This is a genomic window from Rugosimonospora acidiphila, from assembly GCF_039543385.1.
Classification (GTDB): domain Bacteria; phylum Actinomycetota; class Actinomycetes; order Mycobacteriales; family Micromonosporaceae; genus Rugosimonospora; species Rugosimonospora acidiphila.
The window spans coordinates 95,998-116,204 of record NZ_BAABJQ010000013.1 but is presented as its reverse complement, the minus strand read 5'-3'; the positions used below and the strand labels follow the sequence as shown (position 1 = coordinate 116,204).

The 20,207-nt window shown below is 70.2% G+C and carries 15 protein-coding genes; 5 read left to right on the top strand and 10 right to left on the bottom strand.

Features of this window, described 5'->3' with window-relative positions:
• Positions 1-46 precede the first annotated feature (46 nt).
• Both ABEA87_RS22045 and ABEA87_RS22040 read right to left on the bottom strand, forming a co-directional pair.
• Positions 47-2,638 (bottom strand): glycoside hydrolase family 95 protein, encoded by a 2,592-nt coding sequence (locus ABEA87_RS22045; protein ID WP_345632369.1) that lies wholly within the window; start codon positions 2,636-2,638, stop codon positions 47-49.
• 326 nt (positions 2,639-2,964) lie between these two features.
• On the bottom strand, positions 2,965-3,657 hold the full coding sequence (locus ABEA87_RS22040; protein WP_345632367.1) for a FadR/GntR family transcriptional regulator: 693 nt from the start codon (positions 3,655-3,657) through the stop codon (positions 2,965-2,967).
• 280 nt (positions 3,658-3,937) lie between these two features.
• Between ABEA87_RS22040 and ABEA87_RS22035 the strand changes: the two genes are divergently transcribed.
• From ABEA87_RS22035 to ABEA87_RS22020, 4 genes are read left to right on the top strand one after another with little or no spacing between them, the layout of a single operon-like run.
• Positions 3,938-5,398 carry an enolase C-terminal domain-like protein gene (locus ABEA87_RS22035; RefSeq protein WP_345632365.1) on the top strand — a complete coding sequence of 487 codons (1,461 nt, stop codon included), beginning with the start codon at positions 3,938-3,940 and terminating at the stop codon, positions 5,396-5,398.
• Between the two features lie 13 nt (positions 5,399-5,411).
• The gene (locus tag ABEA87_RS22030) at positions 5,412-6,467 is read left to right on the top strand and encodes a sugar ABC transporter substrate-binding protein (RefSeq protein WP_345632363.1); all 1,056 of its coding nucleotides are present in this window, start codon (positions 5,412-5,414) and stop codon (positions 6,465-6,467) included.
• A 17-nt stretch (positions 6,468-6,484) separates the two neighbouring features.
• Positions 6,485-8,032 carry a sugar ABC transporter ATP-binding protein gene (locus ABEA87_RS22025; RefSeq protein ID WP_345632361.1) on the top strand — a complete coding sequence of 516 codons (1,548 nt, stop codon included), beginning with the start codon at positions 6,485-6,487 and terminating at the stop codon, positions 8,030-8,032.
• Positions 8,025-9,068: an ABC transporter permease gene (locus ABEA87_RS22020; protein WP_345632359.1), complete on the top strand. Its 1,044-nt coding sequence runs from the start codon at positions 8,025-8,027 to the stop codon at positions 9,066-9,068. Before ABEA87_RS22025 ends, ABEA87_RS22020 begins: the two co-directional genes overlap by 8 nt.
• Positions 9,069-9,197: 129 nt before the next feature.
• Here the strand turns inward: ABEA87_RS22020 and ABEA87_RS22015 are convergent, their stop codons facing one another.
• The 6 genes from ABEA87_RS22015 to ABEA87_RS21990 all read right to left on the bottom strand — a co-directional run bounded on the left by ABEA87_RS22015 (position 9,198) and on the right by ABEA87_RS21990 (position 17,216).
• Positions 9,198-10,220 carry an acetamidase/formamidase family protein gene (locus tag ABEA87_RS22015; protein ID WP_345632357.1) on the bottom strand — a complete coding sequence of 341 codons (1,023 nt, stop codon included), beginning with the start codon at positions 10,218-10,220 and terminating at the stop codon, positions 9,198-9,200.
• Positions 10,221-10,997: 777 nt separating this feature from the next.
• The gene (locus ABEA87_RS22010) at positions 10,998-11,807 is read right to left on the bottom strand and encodes an RraA family protein (protein WP_345632355.1); all 810 of its coding nucleotides are present in this window, start codon (positions 11,805-11,807) and stop codon (positions 10,998-11,000) included.
• 168 nt (positions 11,808-11,975) lie between these two features.
• Positions 11,976-13,979, bottom strand: coding sequence for a hypothetical protein (locus tag ABEA87_RS22005; protein WP_345632353.1), 2,004 nt, complete (start codon positions 13,977-13,979; stop codon positions 11,976-11,978).
• 4 nt (positions 13,980-13,983) lie between these two features.
• A complete protein-coding gene (locus tag ABEA87_RS22000; protein WP_345632351.1) occupies positions 13,984-14,943 on the bottom strand; it encodes a carbohydrate ABC transporter permease in 960 nt (319 codons plus the stop codon).
• A gap of 26 nt (positions 14,944-14,969) precedes the next feature.
• Positions 14,970-15,866, bottom strand: a complete 897-nt coding sequence (locus tag ABEA87_RS21995) for a carbohydrate ABC transporter permease (protein WP_345632349.1) — start codon at positions 15,864-15,866, stop codon at positions 14,970-14,972.
• 123 nt (positions 15,867-15,989) lie between these two features.
• On the bottom strand, positions 15,990-17,216 hold the full coding sequence (locus tag ABEA87_RS21990; RefSeq protein WP_345632347.1) for an ABC transporter substrate-binding protein: 1,227 nt from the start codon (positions 17,214-17,216) through the stop codon (positions 15,990-15,992).
• Between the two features lie 357 nt (positions 17,217-17,573).
• On the opposite strand from ABEA87_RS21990, the gene ABEA87_RS21985 reads away from it, so the two are divergent.
• The gene (locus ABEA87_RS21985) at positions 17,574-18,296 is read left to right on the top strand and encodes a FadR/GntR family transcriptional regulator (protein ID WP_345632345.1); all 723 of its coding nucleotides are present in this window, start codon (positions 17,574-17,576) and stop codon (positions 18,294-18,296) included.
• A 10-nt stretch (positions 18,297-18,306) separates the two neighbouring features.
• Here ABEA87_RS21985 and ABEA87_RS21980 read toward each other — a convergent pair whose 3' ends face one another.
• Both ABEA87_RS21980 and ABEA87_RS21975 read right to left on the bottom strand, forming a co-directional pair.
• On the bottom strand, positions 18,307-19,254 hold the full coding sequence (locus ABEA87_RS21980; protein WP_345632343.1) for an MBL fold metallo-hydrolase: 948 nt from the start codon (positions 19,252-19,254) through the stop codon (positions 18,307-18,309).
• Complete coding sequence (locus tag ABEA87_RS21975) at positions 19,251-20,144, bottom strand: fumarylacetoacetate hydrolase family protein (RefSeq protein WP_345632341.1); 894 nt, start codon at positions 20,142-20,144, stop codon at positions 19,251-19,253. Before ABEA87_RS21975 ends, ABEA87_RS21980 begins: the two co-directional genes overlap by 4 nt.
• Positions 20,145-20,207 lie beyond the last annotated feature (63 nt).

Below are 20,207 nucleotides of genomic sequence, written 5' to 3'. Positions count from 1 at the left end.
ACCGCCGTGCTGGACGGTGCGGCCGTTTGCCGTCATCTGGAGGGTCTCAGTGGGACTTCGCCCGCAGGGTGTAGCTGTTTCCCGGGGTGGTCGGCATGCTCAGCTGGTCACCGTCCACCTTGTACCGCGGCGCCTTGCCGTGCTTGGCGGTCAGCTCGAACCGGCCGCCGACCAGGGCGCTGCGCAGCTCGAGGTCCACGCCCCGATCCGAGACGACCCGGATCTCGGTGGGCACCCTGGCCGCCCAGTCGACACCGACGGTGAACGCGCCGCGCGCCCGCAGTCCGTCGTACGAGCCCCGGGCGGCCCAGCCGTCGGGCAGTGCCGGCAGCACGTGCACGAATCCCGCGTGGCTCTGCAGCAGCATCTCGGCCAGGCCGGCGGTGACGCCGAAGTTGCCGTCGATCTGGAACGGCCAGTCGTTGAGAAAGTTGGAGAAGGTGTTGCGCCACAACAGATGGTCCATCTGCTCCCGGGCCATGTTGCCGTCGTACAGCCGGGCGAACAGGTTCGCCTTCTGCGCCCGGTTCCAGCCGATGTCGTTCTGCGCCGTGTTGGCGGTACGCGCGCGGATGCTGACGCCGGCCGCCGCGAAGTACTCGGGGGTGCCCTCGGCGGTGATCTGGTTGCTAGGGAACAGCCCGTACGAGTGCGACGTGTGGCGGTGGCCGTCGGTCGGGTCGTCCAGATCCTGCTTCCACTCCTGCAGCTGCCCCCAGCTGCCGATGCGCAGCCCGGGGTCGAGCCGCGCCTTGAGCTTCTCCACGCTTTGGCGGAACTGCTTGTCGCCCAGCACCTTGGCGGCCTCGATGGTGTTGGTCAGCAGATCCCAGATCACCATCTGGCTGTACGAGCAGCCGTTGGTGAACGGTCCGTGCTCCGGCGAGTAGCTCGGCGAGACGACCAGGGTACCGTCGCTCGGATCGACCACCAGGTAGTCCATCCAGAACTGCACGTGCTCTTTGATCGCCGGGTACACCGAGCGCAGGAACTTCTCGTCCTGGGTGAACAGGTAGTGCTCCCACAGCTGGCGCAGCAGCCAGGCGGTGGACTCCGGCGACCAGGTGGAGGCGTTGGTGGACACACCGGTGTACCCGAAGATGTTGAGGTGGTTCATCGCGGCCCAGCCGCCCGCGTCACACAGCTGCCGGGCGGTGACCCGGCCCGGTTCGCGGATGCTCTCGATGAAGTCCGCCAGCGGGGCGACCGTCTCGGGCAGGTTGGTCAGGTCGGAGGGCCAGTAGTTCATCTCCAGGTTGATGTTCGTGGTGTAGTCGTCCTGCCAGTCCGGGGCGGTGGAGTTGTTCCACTTGCCCTGCAGGTTCGGCGGCAGGGTGCCGGCCCGGGCCGAGGAGATGAGCAAATACCGTCCAATGTGGAAGTGCAGCATTTCCAGCTCGGGGCTGGCCGGGGTGGTGACATCCACCTTGCGGGCCGCCTTGAAGTCGTTGAGCTGCAGGTCGGTCGGCTCGGTGGAGGCCGCCTGACCGATGTCGATGCGCACCCGACCGAACAGCGCGGTGTGGTCGGCGACGTGCCGGTCGCGCAGTTGCTGGTACGAGCGGCGGCGCGCCGCGTCGAGGGCCTTGGTCACCTTGTCGTGCGGGTCGACGCCGCGGTAGTGCGGGTATTTGTTGGCATAGTTGGTGCCGTGGGTCAGCAGGAGGGTGAGCGCGTCGGCGGCGGTGACGGTCACCGTGCCGTCGGCGTTGGTCACCGTGCTGCCGCCCTCGGCCAGCACCAGCAGTTGCGCCTCGTACAGCAGCCCGTTGTCCTGCAGGTTGCCGCGCATGGTGATGCGGCCGGACGCGGCGGTAAGGGTGACCGACCGGTTGTCGGCGGTGGTGATGCTGACCGTGACGCTGATCTGGCCCGGCCGGTCGGCGGTCACCCGGCCGACGGTGACATCGTCGGGGTAGCTCGCAAAGTACTCCCGCTGGTAGGTGACTCCGTCTCCGACGAACCGCACGTGCGCCAGCCCGGTGGACATGTCCAGGTCGCGGCGGTAGTCGGTGACGGTCTGCGGCGCGGTGGGCGCGGTGAGGAAGACGTCGCCGAAGGTCTGGTAGGCGCCGTACCCCCACTTGGTCTGGCCCAGCTCCCCCGCGGTCACCTGCTCGTCGGAGCTGCCCTGCGTGTTGATGGTGGCACGCACCGAGTCCACCACGCCCGGCCGCGGCGGGTCCCAGTTGCCGAAGGTGTAGTCGTGTCCGCCCTCGGCGGAGCCCGGCCCACCGGTCCACAGCGTCTCGTCGTTGAACTGGATCTGCTCGGTCTGTACCCCGCCGAAAATCATCGCGCCGCCCCGGCCGTTGCCGACCGGGAAGGCGTCGTTCTGCCAGTCGACCCCGACCGTGTTGAACCACAGGGTCAGGGAGGGATTGGTGGTTTGCCCCGCGCCGGACGTGCCGGTGCCGGCCCACGCGGCCGGCGAGGACACCCGGTTGTACGCGGCCGAGGTCAGCGCGAAGGCACCGGCAGCCAGCGCGCCGCCCAGCATCCGCCGCCGGCTCAGGCCGCCGCCGGCCGGGTCGGGGCCCGCTGCGTTGTGGCCCGCGGTGTTGTGGCTTGCGGTGTTGTGGCTTGCGGTGTTGTGGCTTGCGGTGGCATTACCCGGGGCGTCGTGGGGTGTGGTCATGCGCCTCTCCTCGCTCATGAACGGGGGTTCGCGGATGTGCGTCGCCGCGGCAGATCGCGGCGGCGCGGGCAGCATTGACGGAAAGACCGATGCCGCGCGCTCGCGGCCCGGTGGCGCCCACGTCCGTTCCAGCGGTAAACGGTGTGATCACCGTAGACGTCAGATGTCTTTCTAGACCATCTCGACGACCGTGTCTAGAGAGGGATCGATCGCCAGCGGTCCAGCCGGCGCGGTGGCGGCGAGGTTCCGGGCCGGAAACGCGTCACGGCCCGGGTCGGGTGAACCTCGGATTTTTTTCGCCGCCCCCGTCCCGGACGGCGCGCGGGTCAGTCGGGGCGTTGCGGCTTCACGATGGTGCGCAGCCAGGCCTCAGAGGTGTTCACGTGCAGCAGCGCGGCGGCGTAGGCCAGCGGCTGGTCGCGGGCCCGCAGGGCCAGGAAGATGGCCCGGTGCTCGTCGACGGTGGCCCCCGCGACATTGCCCTCGATCAGGCCGCGCCAGATCCGGGCCCGCACGGTGCGGCCGGACAGCCCCTCGAGCAGGGAGGTCAGCGTCTCGTTGCCGGTGGCGCCGGCGACCAGCTGGTGGAACTGGATGTCGCACTCCATCAGCGCCTCGGCGTCGCCGGCAACCGTGCCCATCCGGTCGACCAGCCCGGCCAGCGCCTCGACCTGCTCGTCGGTGATCCTGGCCGCGGCCAGCGCGGTGGCGGACGGCTCCAGCATCCGGCGCACCTCCATGACCTCCCGCAGGGTGTCGCCGCGCAGCAGCTCGACGGCGAACCCGAGGCCCTCGAGCAGTAGCCGCGGGGCCAGGCTGGTCACGTAGGTGCCGTCGCCGCGGCGTACGTCCAGCACCCGCGCGGACTCCAGCACCTTCACGGCCTCGCGCACCCCGCTGCGGGACAGCCCCATCTGGGCCGCGAGCTGCTGTTCGGACGGCAGCCTGGCGCCGGGCGGCAGCTCACCCGACTGGATCATGTTGCGCAGCCGGGCGATCGCGTCGTCCGTCAGAGCCATCGGTCAATCCCTCCGCCTGATGCCGCCGGGCGGCAGACATCGTATGTATTGCCGGACCCCGCGTCCATCTGGACAGTTGCCCGACCCGGCCCCTCGACGGGGGGCCGGCTGCGGGACGCCAGCGAGATCACCCTAGACATGCACGATCATCACAGGCTATAAAGACATCAGATGTTTGGTCGCCGCCTACGGGCGGCCTTTCAATCGCTGCCCCGCGGCACCGAACGGCTCCCGCTTGTCCAACGAGCCGATGGCGCCTGCGCGCAGGGAAGGCAGATCCGTGACTGAGCTCTTTTGCGCCCTGGACACCTTCGACGTTCGATTCCCGACCTCGCGCCAGCTCGATGGCTCGGACGCGATGAATCCAGCCCCGGACTACTCCGCCGCGTACGTCGTCGTGCGCACCAGCACCGGCCGGGAGGGCTACGGCCTGACCTTCACGGTGGGGCGCGGCAACGATGTGCAGGTCGCCGCCGTGCGGGCGCTCGCTCCGCTGGTGGTCGGTCGCCCGGTGGACGAGATACTCAACGACCTCGGCGCGTTCTCGCGCGAGCTGACCGGTGACAGCCAACTGCGCTGGCTCGGCCCGGAAAAGGGTGTCATCCACATGGCGTCCTCGGCCGTGCTGACAGCCATGTGGGACCTGGTCGCCCGGGCGGCGAACAAGCCGCTGTGGAAGCTGCTGGCCGACCTGGAGCCGGCGCAACTTGTGTCCCTTGTGGACTTCCGGTATCTGCGTGACGCGCTCACCGAGCAGGAGGCCATCGACATCCTGACCCGGGCGGGGGAGGGCCGGCAGGATCGCGAACAGCGGCTGCTCACCAACGGGTACCCGGCATACACCACCACACCGGGCTGGCTGGGCTACACCGACGAGAAGCTGGTCCGGCTGTGCAGGGAGGCCGTCCGGGACGGGTTCAGGCTCATCAAACTCAAGGTGGGTGCCAGCCTGCCCGACGACATCCGGCGGCTGCGGCTGGCCCGGGACGCCGTCGGGCCCAACGTGCTGATAGCGGTGGACGCCAACCAGGCGTGGGGGGTGCCCGACGCCATCTCCTGGATGGACCGGCTGCGCCCCTACAACCCGTACTGGATCGAGGAACCCACCTCCCCGGACGACGTACTGGGGCACGCCGCGGTACGCCGCGCGGTGGCGCCCACCAAGGTGGCCACCGGGGAGCACGTCCAGAACGCGGTGATGTTCAAGCAAATGCTCCAGGCGGGCGCGATCGACGTGGCGCAGATCGACGCGTGCCGGGTCGGCAGCGTGAACGAGAACCTGGCGATCCTGCTGCTCGCCGCGAAATACGGCGTGCCGGTGTGCCCGCACGCCGGCGGCGTGGGGCTGTGCGAGATGGTCCAGCACCTGGCGATGTTCGACTACGTGGCGGTCAGCGGCAGCACAGAAAACCGCATGATCGAGTACATCGACCACCTGCACGAACACTTCGTCGAGCCGGCACGGGTGGCTGACGGCCACTACGTGGCGCCGCGCGGCCCGGGCGCCGGAGCTCAGATGCTGCCCATCTCCGTCGCCGAGTACCTCTACCCGGACGGCCCGCGCTGGCGCGACGACACCCCGAACACCCATCCCGGCGCCAGCGTGGATCCCAGTGTCAGCGTGGATCCCCGTGCCAGCGCGGATCCCAGTGTCAGCGTGGATCCCAGCGGCAGCACGGGTCTCGGCGCGGGCGCGCGGGCAACGACAGACGACCCGGGCGTGTTCGCCCGGCCGGTATGAGAGCGAGGTAGGCGTGAAAGTCAATAAACTCCTCCTGCTGGGCGGCGTTGCCCTGCTGGCCGCGAGCATGGTCGGCGCCTGCTCATCGGCGAGCGGCGCGGCCAGCGGCAAGCCCCTGGTCGGCGTCGACTACCCGCGGTCGGACACCGACTTCTGGAACTCCTACATCAAGTACGTGCCCCAGTTCGCCAAGTCCGAGGGCGTGCAGCTCAAGACGACCAACTCGCAGAACGACATCTCCAACCTCATCTCCAACGTCCAGACCTTCGTGAGCCAGGGGGTCAAGGGCGTGGTGGTGGCGCCGCAGGACACCGCCGCCGTCGCGCCCTCGCTGCAGACGCTGGCCGCGAAGAAAATCCCGGTGGTGAGCGTGGACACCCGCCCCGACACCGGAAACGTCTACATGGTCGTGCGGGCCGACAACAAGGCCTACGGCACCAAGGCGTGCCAATTCCTCGGTACCAAGCTCGGCGGCAAGGGCAAGGTGATCGTGTTCGAGGGCGACCTGACCTCCATCAACGGGCGGGACCGCACCGACGCGTTCAACGACTGCATGAAGAAGAACTTCCCCGGCGTCACGGTGTTCGGCGAGGCCACCAACTGGGACGGCAACACGGCCGCCTCCAAGTTCCAGACCCAGCTCGCGTCCGACCCGGACATCAAGGGCGTCTACATGGAGTCCAGCTTCGCGCTGGCCGGCACGCTGCAGGTACTCAAGCAACACAACCTGCTGGTGCCGCCGACCGATCCGAAGCACGTCTTCGTGGTGTCCAACGACGGCATCCCCGAGGAGCTGAAGGACATCGCGGCAGGGCAGATCGACGCGACGGTCAGCCAGCCGGCCGACCTGTACGCCAAGTACGCCCTGTATTACATCAACGCGGCCATCGCCGGGAAGACCTTCAACCCCGGACCGACCGACCACGACAGCACCATCGTGCGGGTCCGGTCGGGGGTGCTGGAGGACCAGCTCGCGGCCCCGCTGGTCACGGCGGACGGGGCGACCGTCGGCGGCGTGGCGACGCTCAAGTCCGACGATTCGAGCCTGTGGGGCAACAACCTTCACTGACAGAAAGCGGCGGGCGAATGAGCAGCAGCGCGTGCGCCCCGAGCGATGGGCCGGCCCAGCCGGGTCGGCCCATCGTCGAGGCCACCAATCTCAGCAAGCGGTACGGTTCGACGCTGGCGCTGAACGACGTCGGCATCACGGTACGGGCCGGCAGCACCCACGCCCTCGTCGGCCGCAACGGCGCGGGCAAGTCGACCCTGGTCAGCCTGCTGACCGGGCTGCAGGCACCGGACACCGGCCGGATCGCCTTCGACGGGCAGCCCGCGCCGGCGCTCGGTGACCGGGACGGCTGGCGCCAGCGGGTCGCCTGCGTGTACCAGAAGTCCACGATCATCCCGACGCTCACCGTCGGGGAGAACCTTTACCTGAACCGGCAGGCCCGGGGCCTCGCCGGGCTCATCAACTGGGCGGGGCTGCGGCGGGAGGCGCGCCGGCTGCTGTCGGCGTGGTCGGTCGACGTCGATCCCCGCCAGCCGGCCGCAAGCCTCGGCGTCGAGCAGCGCCAACTGGTCGAGATCGCCCGCGCGCTGTCCTTCGGCGCCCGGTTCATCATCCTGGACGAGCCGACCGCGACCCTGGACGCGGCGGCGATCGGCCGACTGTTCGAGCGGATCCGCACCCTGCAGGCGCAGGGCGTGACGTTCCTGTTCATCAGCCACCACCTGCAGGAGATCTACGAGATCTGCGACACCGTCACCGTGCTGCGCGACGCCACCCACGTGCTGACCGCGCCGGTGGCCGAGGTGTCCCGGCAGCGGCTGGTGGCGGCGATGACCGGTGAACAGCCCGGCACCGCCGGCGCGGACGGCCGCTCGGCGCCGCCCGCCGACGCGCCGACCGTGCTGTCCGTGACCGGGCTGCGCTGGCGCGACCGGGCGCCGGAGGTGTCCTTCACCGTGCGCGCCGGTGAGGTCGTGGGGCTGGCCGGCGGCGGGGGCAGCGGCAAGGTCGAGGTGGCCGAGTCCATCGTCGGGCTGCGCCGGCCGGCCGCCGGCGGGGTGGCCGTCGAGGGGCGCGAGGTGCGGCCGGGCAGCGTGCCCGCGGCGCTGGCGGCCGGGGTCGGCCTGGTGCCCCAGGACCGGCACCGGGAGGGCTTCGTACCGATGCTGTCCATCGCGGAGAACGTGACGATGACGGTGCCGCGCCGGCTCGGGCCGGCCGGGTTCATCGTGCCGGGCCAGCGCGACGCACTGGCCCGCGACCTGATCGACTCCCTGACCATCAAGACTCCCGGTCCGGCGCTGCCGGTCGCCGGCCTGTCCGGCGGCAACCAGCAGAAGGTCGTCATGGCCAGAGCACTGGCCAATGATCCCAGGCTGCTCGTACTCATCACCCCGACGGCCGGGGTGGACGTGCGCTCCAAGCAGACGCTGCTGTCGGCCGTTGACGAGGTACGGGCCAAGGGCACCGCCGTAATGATCGTTTCCGACGAACTCGACGACCTGCGCAGTTGCGACCGCGTGCTGGTCATGTTCCAGGGCGCCATCGCACGGGAGATGGCCCGGGGCTGGGAGGACAACGAGCTGGTCGCCGCTATGGAAGGGGTTGACCTGCATCATGTCTGAGATCGCTTCGCCGGTACAGGAGGGCACGCCGGCCGCCGTGGCGACCGAGCCGGCGCCCGCGGCGGCCGGGCGCAGGCTGGCCATCGCCCGCCTGCGCGACCTCGCGCTGATTCCGGCGATCATCGTCATCGCGATAGTGGGTCAGATCGTCAACCCGGTCTTCCTGCACGCCGACAACCTGCTCAACGTGGTGCAGACCATGTCGGAGATCGCCATCCTGGTACTGGCCGAGACGCTGGTGCTGGTCGCCGGGAAGATGGACCTGTCGCTGGAGTCCACCTTCGGGCTGGCCCCCGGCATCGCCGCCTGGCTGATCGTCAAGCCCGGCGTCGGTCACGGGCTCGGCCTGCTGCCCGGCGCCTGGGCCATCCCGATCACGCTGATCGTCGGCGCGCTGATCGGCCTGGTCAACGGGCTGTTCATCGTGCGCTTCAAGCTCAACGGGTTCATCGTCACGCTGGGCATGCTGATCGTGCTGCGCGGCCTGCTCACCGGCGTCTCCGGCGGCCGGACCTTCTTCGGGCTGCCCAGCTCGATGCTGTACCTGAGCAACACCAACTGGCTGGGCATGCCGGCCTCGATCTGGGTGTGCCTCATCGCGTTCGCGGTGGCCATCGTGGTGCTGAGCCTGACCCGTTCCGGCCGCTCGCTGTACGCCATCGGCGGGAACGTGGACGCGGCCCGGGCCGCGGGCATCCGCACCGACCGGGTGATGTGGCTGACCCTCGTCCTCGCCAGCACGCTGGCGGCGCTGGGCGGCCTGCTGCTGTCCGGCCGGCTCGCCTCGGTCGCGGCCTCCCAGGGCAACGGCGACATCTTCACGGTGTTCGCCGCGGCGGTCATCGGCGGGGTCAGCCTCAACGGCGGCAAGGGCACGATGTTCGGCGCGTTCACCGGCGTGCTGTTGCTCTACATGATCCAGAACGTGCTCACCCTGGGCGGGGTACCCGCGCAGTGGATCTCGGCGCTGAACGGCGCCATCATCCTGGTCGCGCTGATTCTTGCCCGGATCACCAGCGGCCAGGCGCAGGAGTGATACCCGCTCTGTCCTGAGGACGAGGGAATCCTTCACACCACGCGGGGCACCGCGCGGCGTCCGGGTGGGTAACCGCCCCGCCGCGCGGTGCCGCTATGCGCTGATAGGAGCCCCTTCGGGCCTGGTCGTCTACGAGGTCCGACGCGAGCCGCTGCGGCTCGCGGTGAACACGGACTTCGGGATATACCCGCTGACGACCTGGGTGCGGTCGACGACCTCGGTGACGTGGTAGTTGACGGCGAGAGAGGCAAAGGAGAAGGCTTGCGCCACGGTCATTCCCTGGGTGCGGCCGAGGAAGTCGATCGTCTTCTCAACCGCGATCTTCGTGGCTCGATCCAGATCCCAGTCGATACCCATAATGATCCAGTCGGTGTCGGTCTCCGCCCAAGGCAGTTCGGTCGGGGTGTTCTTGAGCACGCTGAGGCGGAAGGTCCCCGACAGCGAGTGTTCGACGGCGGTCTGGCTCACCTCGCCGTCGCCCTGGACGCTGTGACAGTCGCCCATGAACAGTTGGGCGCCCGGCTGGAAGACCGGGAGGTAGAGCGTCGTCCCAACGGTCAGGTCGCGATTATCCATGTTGCCCCCGAACTTGCCGGGCGTCGTCGAGCTCTGCACCCCGGTCGCCGGAGGCGCGGCATCGGGGGTGTTGCCGACGAACTCACCGGTCGGCGGGGCAACGGCGATCGTACCCATGAACTTCCGCGTCGGGATCTTGATCGTGTCGGAGAAGTGCACCACCTCCTGCCCGCGCCACATCCCGGTGCGGTACATGTGGGTGAGGGCGTCGGACGGGATGTCCAGCGGGGCGTCGCCGGCCCTCCACCCGGGGTAGGTCGTGGCCATCACGCCGCTCGTTGGTGAGGTGCCGTTGAAGCCATAGTCGACTCGGGTATCCAGAGCCAGGTACTCGATGGCCAGGGTGTCGCCGGGCTCGGCCCCCTTCACATAGATCGGGCCGGTCATGATGTGGCCGCCGCCGTAGTTCTGGTTGGCGGCCCGCCGGGCGGGCAGGGTCTCCCAGAACGCGATCGCGTCCGGCAGCACCTCCTCGGGCTTGATGCCGAACGCGCCGAAGTAGTCGACCGGGTTCTGGCTGCCGGTCAGGCCCTGCTGGGAGAGGGCGTCGACGCGTACGATCTCACCGGATCGCATCGTGACGCCGGGCCTCTGGTTGATGGGGAACCCGCCCCAGTACAGGTTGTCGGGTGTGGACTTCAGATAGTGATCCCAGCGCGGACCGCGACCTGGCGGGGTGCGAGGGGTCGCGATGGCAGGCGAAGCGGCGCCGCCTACAAGACCGGCGGCAAGTGGGGCGGCCAGGCCCGCAGTCAATACGGTGCGCCGGCTGGCGCCCGAGGGTCGGGTCACGAGGGCTCCTGGGAGGTGAGGCCCGGCGCCGCTACCCTCCGGTCCTGATGCTGCGATGGGAGAGTCAGCGGGCCGCGTCGCGGGCCCGAGCTGTCATGCGTCACGTCTTACCCCTCAAGTCTCTTGTGGGAGATCCGACATGTGTGCGGTTGCCGCACACGCATCCAGCATGTTTCCAAGTGACTGCTACATACATGTAAAAACCTGGTTCCATTCGGGCCATCCTCAGACTGGCTGAGGTCCCGTGCTGGCCGCCAGCGGTACCAACTTCGAGACGCACCTTGGGGAAGCGTCAGGATCCGGCGCGGTAGGCGGGCGGGAGTTCGAAACCGAACCGCTCACTCATCGCCTGGACATCGAGCCTCGATTCCCGCCGCGCGACACTCCCGCACGACCTCGATCACCTCGGCTGCCTCCACGCCGACAGTTCAAGGACGGAGGGTGCCCGCGAAAGGGCCGGCCCGATCGGGCCGGCCCTTTCGCTTCCCCGCCGGTCGCGTCAGCCGGTCGGCAAGGCGGCCGGCTCGGCGGTCGGCTCGGCGGCCGGCTCGGCGGCCGGGATCAGCGGGAGGTGCCGTTGCCGGCGTCGCGCCAGCGCTCGTACTCGCCCCGACTGTCCGGGGTCAGCGGGTAGTAGTCGGCCAGCGGTGCCCCCTCGTCCAGCCGCATCCGGCTGAACTGCTCCCACTGCTCGTGGTCGCGGGCCGCCTCGATGACCGCGCCGGCCCGGCGCCGCGGCACCACCACGGCGCCGTCGTCGTCGGCGAGCACGATGTCGCCCGGCAGCACCAGCGCCCCGCCGCAGGCCACCGGCACGTCGTACGCCCACGGGAACAGGTCGGACTGGGAGGCGTAGTGCGGCGTGCTGCCGGTGCACCAGATCGGCACGCCCAGCGCGGCGACCCTGGCCGAATCGCGCACGCAGCCGTCCACCACGATGCCGGCGCCGCCCTTGCGCTTGAAGTAGCGCACCAGCATGTCGCCGAGGCACCCGGTACGCGAGTCGCCGTACGCCTGCACCACCAGCACGTCACCCGGCCGCACCGCCTCCAGCACCGCCCACAGCGCGGTGCGCCGCTCGATGTACTCCTGCCCCAGGCCGGAGGCGACGTCCTCGCGTTGCGGCATGAACTGCAGGGTCAGCGCGCTGCCCACCACCCGTTGCCCGCCGGCCAGCGGCCGGGGGCCCTGCATGAAGGTGCGCCGGATGCCCTGCGCGTGCAGCTTGGCGCAGGCGCTGGCCGCGCTGATGCCCCGGATGCCCTCGATGAGCCCGGGATCGGGCCGCTCGTATGGTCCGCCGCGCACCGGCAGCTCCCAGGCCGGCGTCTCGGTCTGGTGGTCGGATTGGCTGGCTTGGTCGATCGACACGGTGTATCTCCCTCGGATGACGGCGTGGCGCACCCTCCCCGGCGCTGCACTGCACTGCACTGCGCTGCACTGCACTGCACTGCGCGATCCGACACGACATTCCGTGGCGTGGGGTGGCGCGGCCGGCGGGGCGGGTGTGGATTCGGTGGTGGTTGAGGGTGTCTGGCGTCAGGTCCAGGGGGTGGCGTAGCGGGGCAGGCCGGTGCGCCGCCGGCACTCCAGCTCCAGGCGTACCTGGCGGGCCGGTGGCAGCACCACCTCGACGCGCGGCCCGTTCACCGCCACCCGCTGCCGCCACCCGCTGAGCGGGCCGGCCGCGTACTCGCGCATGTCGCCCGGGTACCGGCCGTCGGCGGTCACGTCCAGGCTCACCGCGTCGATGGTGTCCCCGCCCATCGAGCCGGCCTGCACCACGACCCGCCGGGTACGGGTGGGGCTCAGGTTCACCAGCCGCACCCCGATGCGCTCCGGCTCACCGCCGCCGACCGGGGCGGCACCGTCGACTGCGGCGGCATCGTCGACTGCGGCGGCACCGTCGACCAGGGCGGCGACGTCCGGCGGCAGCCCGGGGCGGCGCCGGTCGGCGTCGAAGTACGCGAGCCGGGTCGGCAGCAGCCCGCCGTTGTAGAGCACCTGCGGGGTTCCGGTGGCCAGTTGCAGCAGCGCCTCGGTGACCACCGGGTTGTGCCACTGCCAGTGGTGGAAGTGGACGCCCGCCGGGTCGGCGTCGTCCACCTCGATCAGCGCCATCCGCCGACCGACCTGAGCCAGCGCCTGGCGCAGCATCTGTTCCGGGAACGTCGGGTTGTCCCCGCGCAGGTATGCGAGCCAGGGTGCCTCGTGCCCGGCCTCCTCCTTGTCGCGGAACTCGCGTACCGTCCGCCAGTCGTACCCGCTGCGCCGGTGGATGTCGGCCAGCCGGCGCGCGTCGCACTCCTGCCCGGAGATCTGCCACAGCCACGCGGACAGGCCCAGCTGCGGCGGCTGGTAGTCGAACCAGCCGGCGCTGCCGTGCCGGTTGGGCACGAGCAGCGTCGGCCGGTCCGCCCCCTCACCCAGTGAAGCCAGCCAGCGTGGCTTGTTGGTCATCTCGGTGGCCGTGACGGTGCCGTCGATCCCCTTGTCCAGCACCAGATCCAGCGCCTCACGACCGAGGTCCAGCCGGTCGGTGGCACCGGTCAGCAGGACCGTGTTCACCGCCGCGACCACCGCGGCCGTACCGACGCTGTAGATGCCGTGCGGCCACGCCCACCCGTACGTGCCGCCGTACCAGTGGCCGTCGTGCAGTTCGCCGACCTCGCCGTGCGGCCCCACGTTGTCGGGCAGGACTCCGCCCAGCTTCGCCGCGCGCTCCCGCCAGCCGTCGACGTAGCGCAGCGCCCAGTCGCGGTAGCGCTCGTCGTGCCCGTACAGCCAGGCGTTGGTGGCAAGGCCCGTGGCGGCGAGGTTGATGGCGGTGTCGCCGTGGCCCAGCCGCCGGTTCATGGCGGCGCCCATGGCGGCGGCGTTGCCCGGGTCCTCGAGGTCGGACCAGGTCCCGATGCCGGGCAGGTCGTCCAGCGGCAGGCCGTACGGGCGCATGTTGGACAGGCTGGCCGGGTAGCTGGCCCACTCCTCGTTGACCCCGTAGCGCGGCCCGCCCGCGCCGTTGTGGGGCGCGCGGATGGTGTTGGTGATCGGGTCGTAGTTCCCCGACGGCGAGTCCGGCAGGTACAGCCGCGCGAAGCGCTCGGCCCGCTCGCGGAAGCGCTCGTCGGCCGGGTCGGCGGCGCAGATGCCGTAGAACAGCAGCATCGACTCGCCCTGGTGGAACCAGTCGTACCCGCGCTCGAACTCGTCGACCAGGTAGCCCAGCCCGGACAGCTGCCGGGTAACGCCCTCCCAGTGCAGCTTGGTGGCCGGCAGCAGGTCGTCGTGGCCGCCGAGCAAGTACAGGGTCGGCCAGTTGAAGAACGTCTCGTAGAAGTCGTCGGCGCCGTCCCGGGAGGCCGCCGTACCGGTGAAGCGCAGCCGGCCGTCCGGCTCGGTGTACCGGTCCCGGAACGCCCGCCACGCCTCGTCCAGCACGTCGAACAGCCGCCGCTCCAGCACCGCCCAGGTGGGTGGCGCGCCCAGCGGGACGCTCGCGGTCAGCACCGGCCAACCGGTGCCGGATTCCGGTCGCGAAGGCATGCGCTCAGCCCTTCGTCGCGCCGGCGGTCAGCCCGCCGACGATGTAGCGCTGCATGAAGATGAAGAAGACCAGCACGGGCGCGATGGCCAGCAGCAGGGTCGGGAAGACCACCGTGTAGTCGGTGGAGTACTGGCCGACGGCCGCGTAGATGCCGGTGGTCACCGTGTACAGGCCGCTGCCGGGGCCGAGAATGATCTGCGGGTTCACGAAGTCGTTCCAGATGGAGATGGTGTTGAGCACCACCATGGTCGCGATGACCGGCCGCATCAGAGGCAGGATCACCCGCCAGAAGGTGCGGATCCGGCCGGCGCCGTCCAGCGCGGCGGCCTCGTCGATCTCGACGGGCAGGGTGCGGATGTAGCTGGCGTACAGGAAAATTGAGAACGGCAGGGTGAGGCTGGTCTCGAACAGCACGAAGCCGCGGATCGTGCCCATCAGCGACAGCGCCTTGAGGGTGTACACGACCGGAATCACCAGCACCTGGCTGGGGATGAACGTGCCGGCCACGAAGAACAGCAGCAGGAACTGGTAGCGGGCGCCCTTACCGCGACCGATCACATAGGACACCGGGCCGGCCAACGCGATGGACAGCGCGTTAACCAGCACCACGAACAGGATGGTCACCGCGTAGCCCTGCACCACGTTGAAGTCGGGGTTGTGCAGGGCGCGCACCAGATACTGGCCGGTGAACCGCTGCAGGGTCGGCGAGAACGGGTGCTGCAGGATGTCCTGTTGCGACTTGAAGGCGCCGATCACGAGCAGGTACAGCGGGATCAGCATGACCAGGGCGGTCACCGACAGGAACGCGACGCGCAGGGCGCGCACGCTGATCCGCCCCACCCGCACGCGCCCGGTCGACTCGTGGACCGTTGACTCGTGGACCGTTGACTCGTGGAGCGCCGTGCCGTCCGCGAGCGGAGTCGCCCGCCCACGCGGCCGCGCCCGCACCGGTGCCTCTACCATCTCGGCCTCCCCCGCCGTCTTCCCGGTCACCGCAGCGCCGCCAGGTCGCCGCGCTGGCGCAGCTTCACCACCGACAGCGCGAGCAGCGCGGTGACCACCATCAGCACCACCGACTGCGCGGACCCCGCGCCCAACCGGCTGTTGTGGAAGGAGTTCCACAGGATCAGATACGCCACGGTCTGGGTGCGCCCGGCCGGACCGCCGCCGGTCAGCGACACCACCAGGTCATAGGTTTTGAGCAGGGTGACCAGCGACAGCACCACGTTGAGGGTCACCGACGGGCGCAGCGCCGGCGCGGTCACCGCCCGGAACACCTGCCACCGCCCCGCTCCGTCGATCCGGGCGGCCTCCAGCAGTTCGGGCGACACGGTCTGCAGGCCGGCGAGGTAGAGCAGGACGTTGACCCCGAAGCCGGCCCAGACCAGCACGGCGAGCAGTGCCAGCACCGCCCAGTTCGGGTCGGACAGGAACGGCAGGACCTCGCCGCCGTGCGCGGTGACCAGTTGGTTGACCGCGCCGTTGGTACCCAGGATGGCGCCCCACAGGAAGCCGACCACCAGCGCGGAGAGCACGTGCGGGTAGAACAGCAGCATCCGCAGCAGCCTCGACAGCCGGTCGCTGCGGTTGACCAGCAGGGCGAAGCCCAGCCCGATCAGGTTGAGCGCGAGCGTGCCGACCACCGCGACGATCAGGGTCACCACCGCCGAGGTGATGACCTCGTCATCGGTGAACATGCTGGCGTAGTTGGCCAGCCCGACCAGGTGCGGGTTGGCGCTGTAGCCGTCCCAGTCGGTCAGGCTCAGATACACCGAGATGACGATCGGCACGACCACCATGGCGGCGAAGACCACCACCGCCGGCGCGGTCATCACCGTGGTCGTCAGCCAGTCCGACCGGCGCCCTCGTGCCGGCGCGCTACCCACCCGTGACACTCCCCGCCCTCCCCCTTCTAGAGACGCCACCTCGGCCGGTCCGACGCCGCGCCTCGGCCCGGACCAGTCGCCGCGGATGGCGGCCCGACCGGGTCGGCCGGGCCGCGGTCCGCGTCAGGAATTCGACTTCACCCAGGCGTCGACGGCCTGCGCCACCTGGGCCGGGGAACGCCCGACGTACAGGCCCTGGGCATCCTTGTTGAACTCGGTGTTGAAGCCGGCCGGCAGGGTCAGGTCGCCGTACCCCTCGCCCTGCGGCGTGGTGGCCGGGGCGTCGGTCAGGATCTGCTGCACCTGCTTGCAGAGGTCGATGGTGCACCAGTCGAAGCCGGGCCGGAAGTCACCGTCCTGCTTGAGCTGGCTGGTCACCGCGGTGTGGTCGGTCACCAGCCACTTGACCAGTGCCACGGCCGCGTCGCGGTGCTGGCTCGACTTGAGCACCATGTACGGCGCCGCCATGGTCGCGCCCTGCGCCCCCGGGTACGGCCCGCCCGGCGCCCCGGGCGCCGCGAACGCGCCGACCGGGAAGCTCGTCTTGGTGGACGCGACGGTCGACACCAGCCAGCTGCCCATGATGTACATGCCGGCCTTGCCGGACAGGAAGTTGGTCTGCGCGGCGTCCGCCTTGAGGCCGAGCGCGTTCTTGTCGAGGTACCCGGCCTTCAGCCAGTCCTGGTAGCGCTGCAGCAGCGGCTGCAGGCTCTGCCCGACGTCCGCCTTGCCGGCCTTGACATCCTGGTACCAGCTGGCGTCACCGGCCACAATGGACGGATCCGCGAGCTGCAGCAGCTGGAGCCCGGTGATGTAGTCGCCGCCGGTCTGCAGCGGCAGGTAGCCGGCGGCCTTGAGCTTGCCCAGGTCCGTGGTGAACTCGTCCAGGTCCTTGGGCGGTGCGGCGATGCCGGCCTTGGTGAAGGCGTCCTCGTTGTAGTAGACCAGCGACTGGGCCTGCTCGCCGACGCCGACCGTGTAGACCTTCCCGCCCAGCGACGCCTCCTTGACCAGCGGGGTGTCGTTGACCCACGACTGGTCGGTGAGGTCGAGCATCTGCGGCGCCAGGGTCTTGTTCGCCATCAGCGTCTCCACGATGTCCGGCGCGGTGCCGGCGGCGAGCAGCTGCGGCAGGGTGTCGGACACCCCGCTGCCACTGGGCGCCTGGATCTTCACGGTGACGTTGTTGGCCTTCTCGTACGGCGCGACCAGGTTGCGCCAGTACGTCTCGCTCAGGTTGGGCGTGACGTTCACCAGCATGGTGACCGTCTGCTTGCCGGAGGAGGCGTTGCCGCCGCTGCCGGCGAAGCCGCCGCCACCGCCGCAGGCGGCCAGCGCGAACGTGGACACACCACAACACCCCGCGATGAGTGCGCGGGACACTATTTTCGGGATACCCATGGACCCCTCACCTCTCGTGCCGTAACGGGTGCAGGTCGCCACCGCTGGGATCGAATGCCGAGGCGATCGACTGCCGTGGCGGCTCGCGACCGCCATCACCACACCGGCGGCGGATACCGAACTGAACCGTGCGGGAAACGTAGTAGAAATCTACGGTCAGGTGATTCACGTGTCAATGTCTTGATCTGATGAACTGTCAGCTTCATCCGATCAATTCGTGACGACGGAAAACTTTTCCGCGGTGTAATGTGGGCCCCGCCGACCCGGAACCGCCGGGTCCTCGCCAACCATTCTCGGAGGCCAACGATGGTGACGCCGCCGTACCCGGCTGGGCCCCGCCACGGGCGGGTGGTGCACGCCCTGGGTGCCCGGATCGTTCGCGGCGACCTGGAGCCCGGCACCTCGGTGCCCGTGGAGGACCAGCTCGTAGCCGAATTCGGCGTGGGGCGCTCCGCCGTGCGCGAGGGCGTGAAGGTGCTCGTCGGCAAGGGACTGCTGGAGACCCGCACCAGCGCCGGCACCCGGATCCGGCCGCGCAGCTCCTGGAACCTGCTCGACCCCGAGGTGCTCGGCTGGCGCTACGAGGGCCAGCCCAGCCTGTACGACACCAGGATCCTGGCCGACCTGCGGGTGGCTCTGGAGCCCGGCGCGGCCCGGGTAGCCGCCGAGCGGGCCGACCGCGCGGCGGTGCGGGCCATCGACGAGGCGATGGCGGCGCTGCACGCGACCGCCGACGACGCGGACGCGTTCATCGAGGCCGACCTCGCCTTCCACCGCGCCATCTTCGCGGCCAGCGACAACGACCTGCTGCTCTACATCTACGAGATGGTCGCCATCGCGCTGCGCTCGGTCCGCGAGGTGCACACCCGCTCCATCGAGCACAACAAGGAGACCCTGCCCAACCACGAGAAGGTCGCCGTGGCCATCCGCCGGCACCAGCACCGCAAGGCGGAGGAGACGATGCGCGAGGTCGTCGAGGTGGCCCGCGCCGACACCGAGCAATTCCTGGGACTGTGCTGCGGCAGCTGACCCGGCCGGGTCAGGCGGGGCCGGGCGCATGCCGCCACACCGGGGTGAGCGCGCCACGGCGCACCAGCTGGTCGAGGTGCGCCTTGGCCACGGACATGGTCTGCAGGTTCACCCCGTCGTACGGGCCCAGCTCGGTGCCGAGCGCGTGGGCGAGCGGGCCCAGCCGCGTTTCGCCGTGCCGGGCGACATACCCGGCCACGAAGTCGCCGGCCCGCTCCACGAACGCGATGCTCTCCTCGATGCGCGCCAGGCCGGCGGCGCGGTCGAGGTGGTCGCCGTGCGCCGGCACCAGCAGTTCGAAGTCCGCCGCCGCCAGCCGGCGCAGCCCGGCCAGGTAGCGCTCGACATCGTGGTAGAGCGGGGGCAGCCACACGTCGCTGTGCGCGACGGGGGTTCCGGCGCCCTGCACGTCGTCGAAGGTGAACAGCACACCCCGCTGCGGATCGTGCATGGCGATGTGTCCCGGGCTGTGGCCGCTGGTGGTGATGACGGTCAGCGGGGTGCCACCGGCCACGATGGTGTCGCCGTCGCGCAACAGCCGGTCCACGCGCACCCGATCGCCGAACAGGCCGTACAGGTCGGCCCGTTCGGCGTCGTCGAGCAGGTACGCGTCCGGGTTGGGCTCCCACAGCTCGCGGATGACCAGGTCGTTGTCCTCCAGCCAGGCCGCCTCGGCGGCCGGCGCGGCGAACTCGGGATCGGCCAGCCGGCGCAGGTTGGCGTTGCCGCCCATGTGGTCCGGGTGGGCGTGGCTGTTGACGACCAGCGCGATGTCCTCCACGCGCAGCCCCGCGGCGGCCAGCTCTCCCGAGATCGAGGCCTCCGGGGTAGCCGCGACACCGCTGTCCAGCAACACGATGCCGTCCTCACCGGCGATGGCGTTGAGGTACAGCGGCAGCCCGCAGGTCTCCAGGTACTCGGTGCGGATCTGGATCCAGTCCCCGGCGAAGCGTTTCATGCCGGCCGTCGATCCGGCGCCGGGGTCAGCCAGGCGAACGCCTCATCGGTCGCCCGGCGCACCGGATTGGCCAGCCGCCCCACTCCCTCGATCTCGATGACCACCTCGTCGTCGGGTGCCAGGCTGAAGTCCAGATCGGGTACCAGCCCGGTGCCGGTCGACAGGATCACCCCGTCCGGAAAGGTCGCCTGGCGGAACAGGTACTCGATGAGCTCGTCGAAGCCGCGGCGCATCCGCGCGGTCGAGGTCCGCCCGGACCAGGCGGGGGCGCCGTCGCGCAGCACGGTGACCGCGATGTCCAGCGCGGCGGGGTCGGGGAGCTGCCAGATCGGCACGATGCCGGGGCCGAGCGCGCAGGAGCCGGAGTAGATTTTCGCCTGCGGCAGGTAGAGCGGGTTCTCTCCCTCGATCGAGCGCGAGGACACGTCGTCGCAGACGGTCAGCCCGATCAGGTCGCCGCGCGCGTCGCAGACCAGCCCCAGCTCGGGCTCTGGCACGTCGATGTCGGAGTCGACACGTACCCCGATCGGCTCACCGTCGCCGCAGACCCGCCAGGCCGGCGACTTGAAGAACAGTTCGGGCCGGGACGCGTCGTAGACCCGGGAGTACACGTCGGCGACCTGGCTCTCCTCCTGCCGCGCCTGGCTGGAGCGCAGGTACGTGACGCCTGCGGCCCACACCTCGGTCAGCCCGTCCACGGGCGGCAGCAGCCGGGCGTCGGGCACCACCTCCCCCGGTGACTCGACGGCCTCGCGCAGCGCCGCGCGCCCCTCCCGCAGCAGGGCGGCCAGGGACGGCGCGGCAAGCGCCCGTACCGTCGCGGTGTCGCCGTCGCGGAGGCCGATGCCGACGTCACCGGCGCTGGCGTACCGCACGATCTGGATGCTCACGGCGTCCTCTTTCCGTTGTCGCGTGATGGGCTCAGTCCGTGCGGGCTCAGTCCGTGTCGGCTT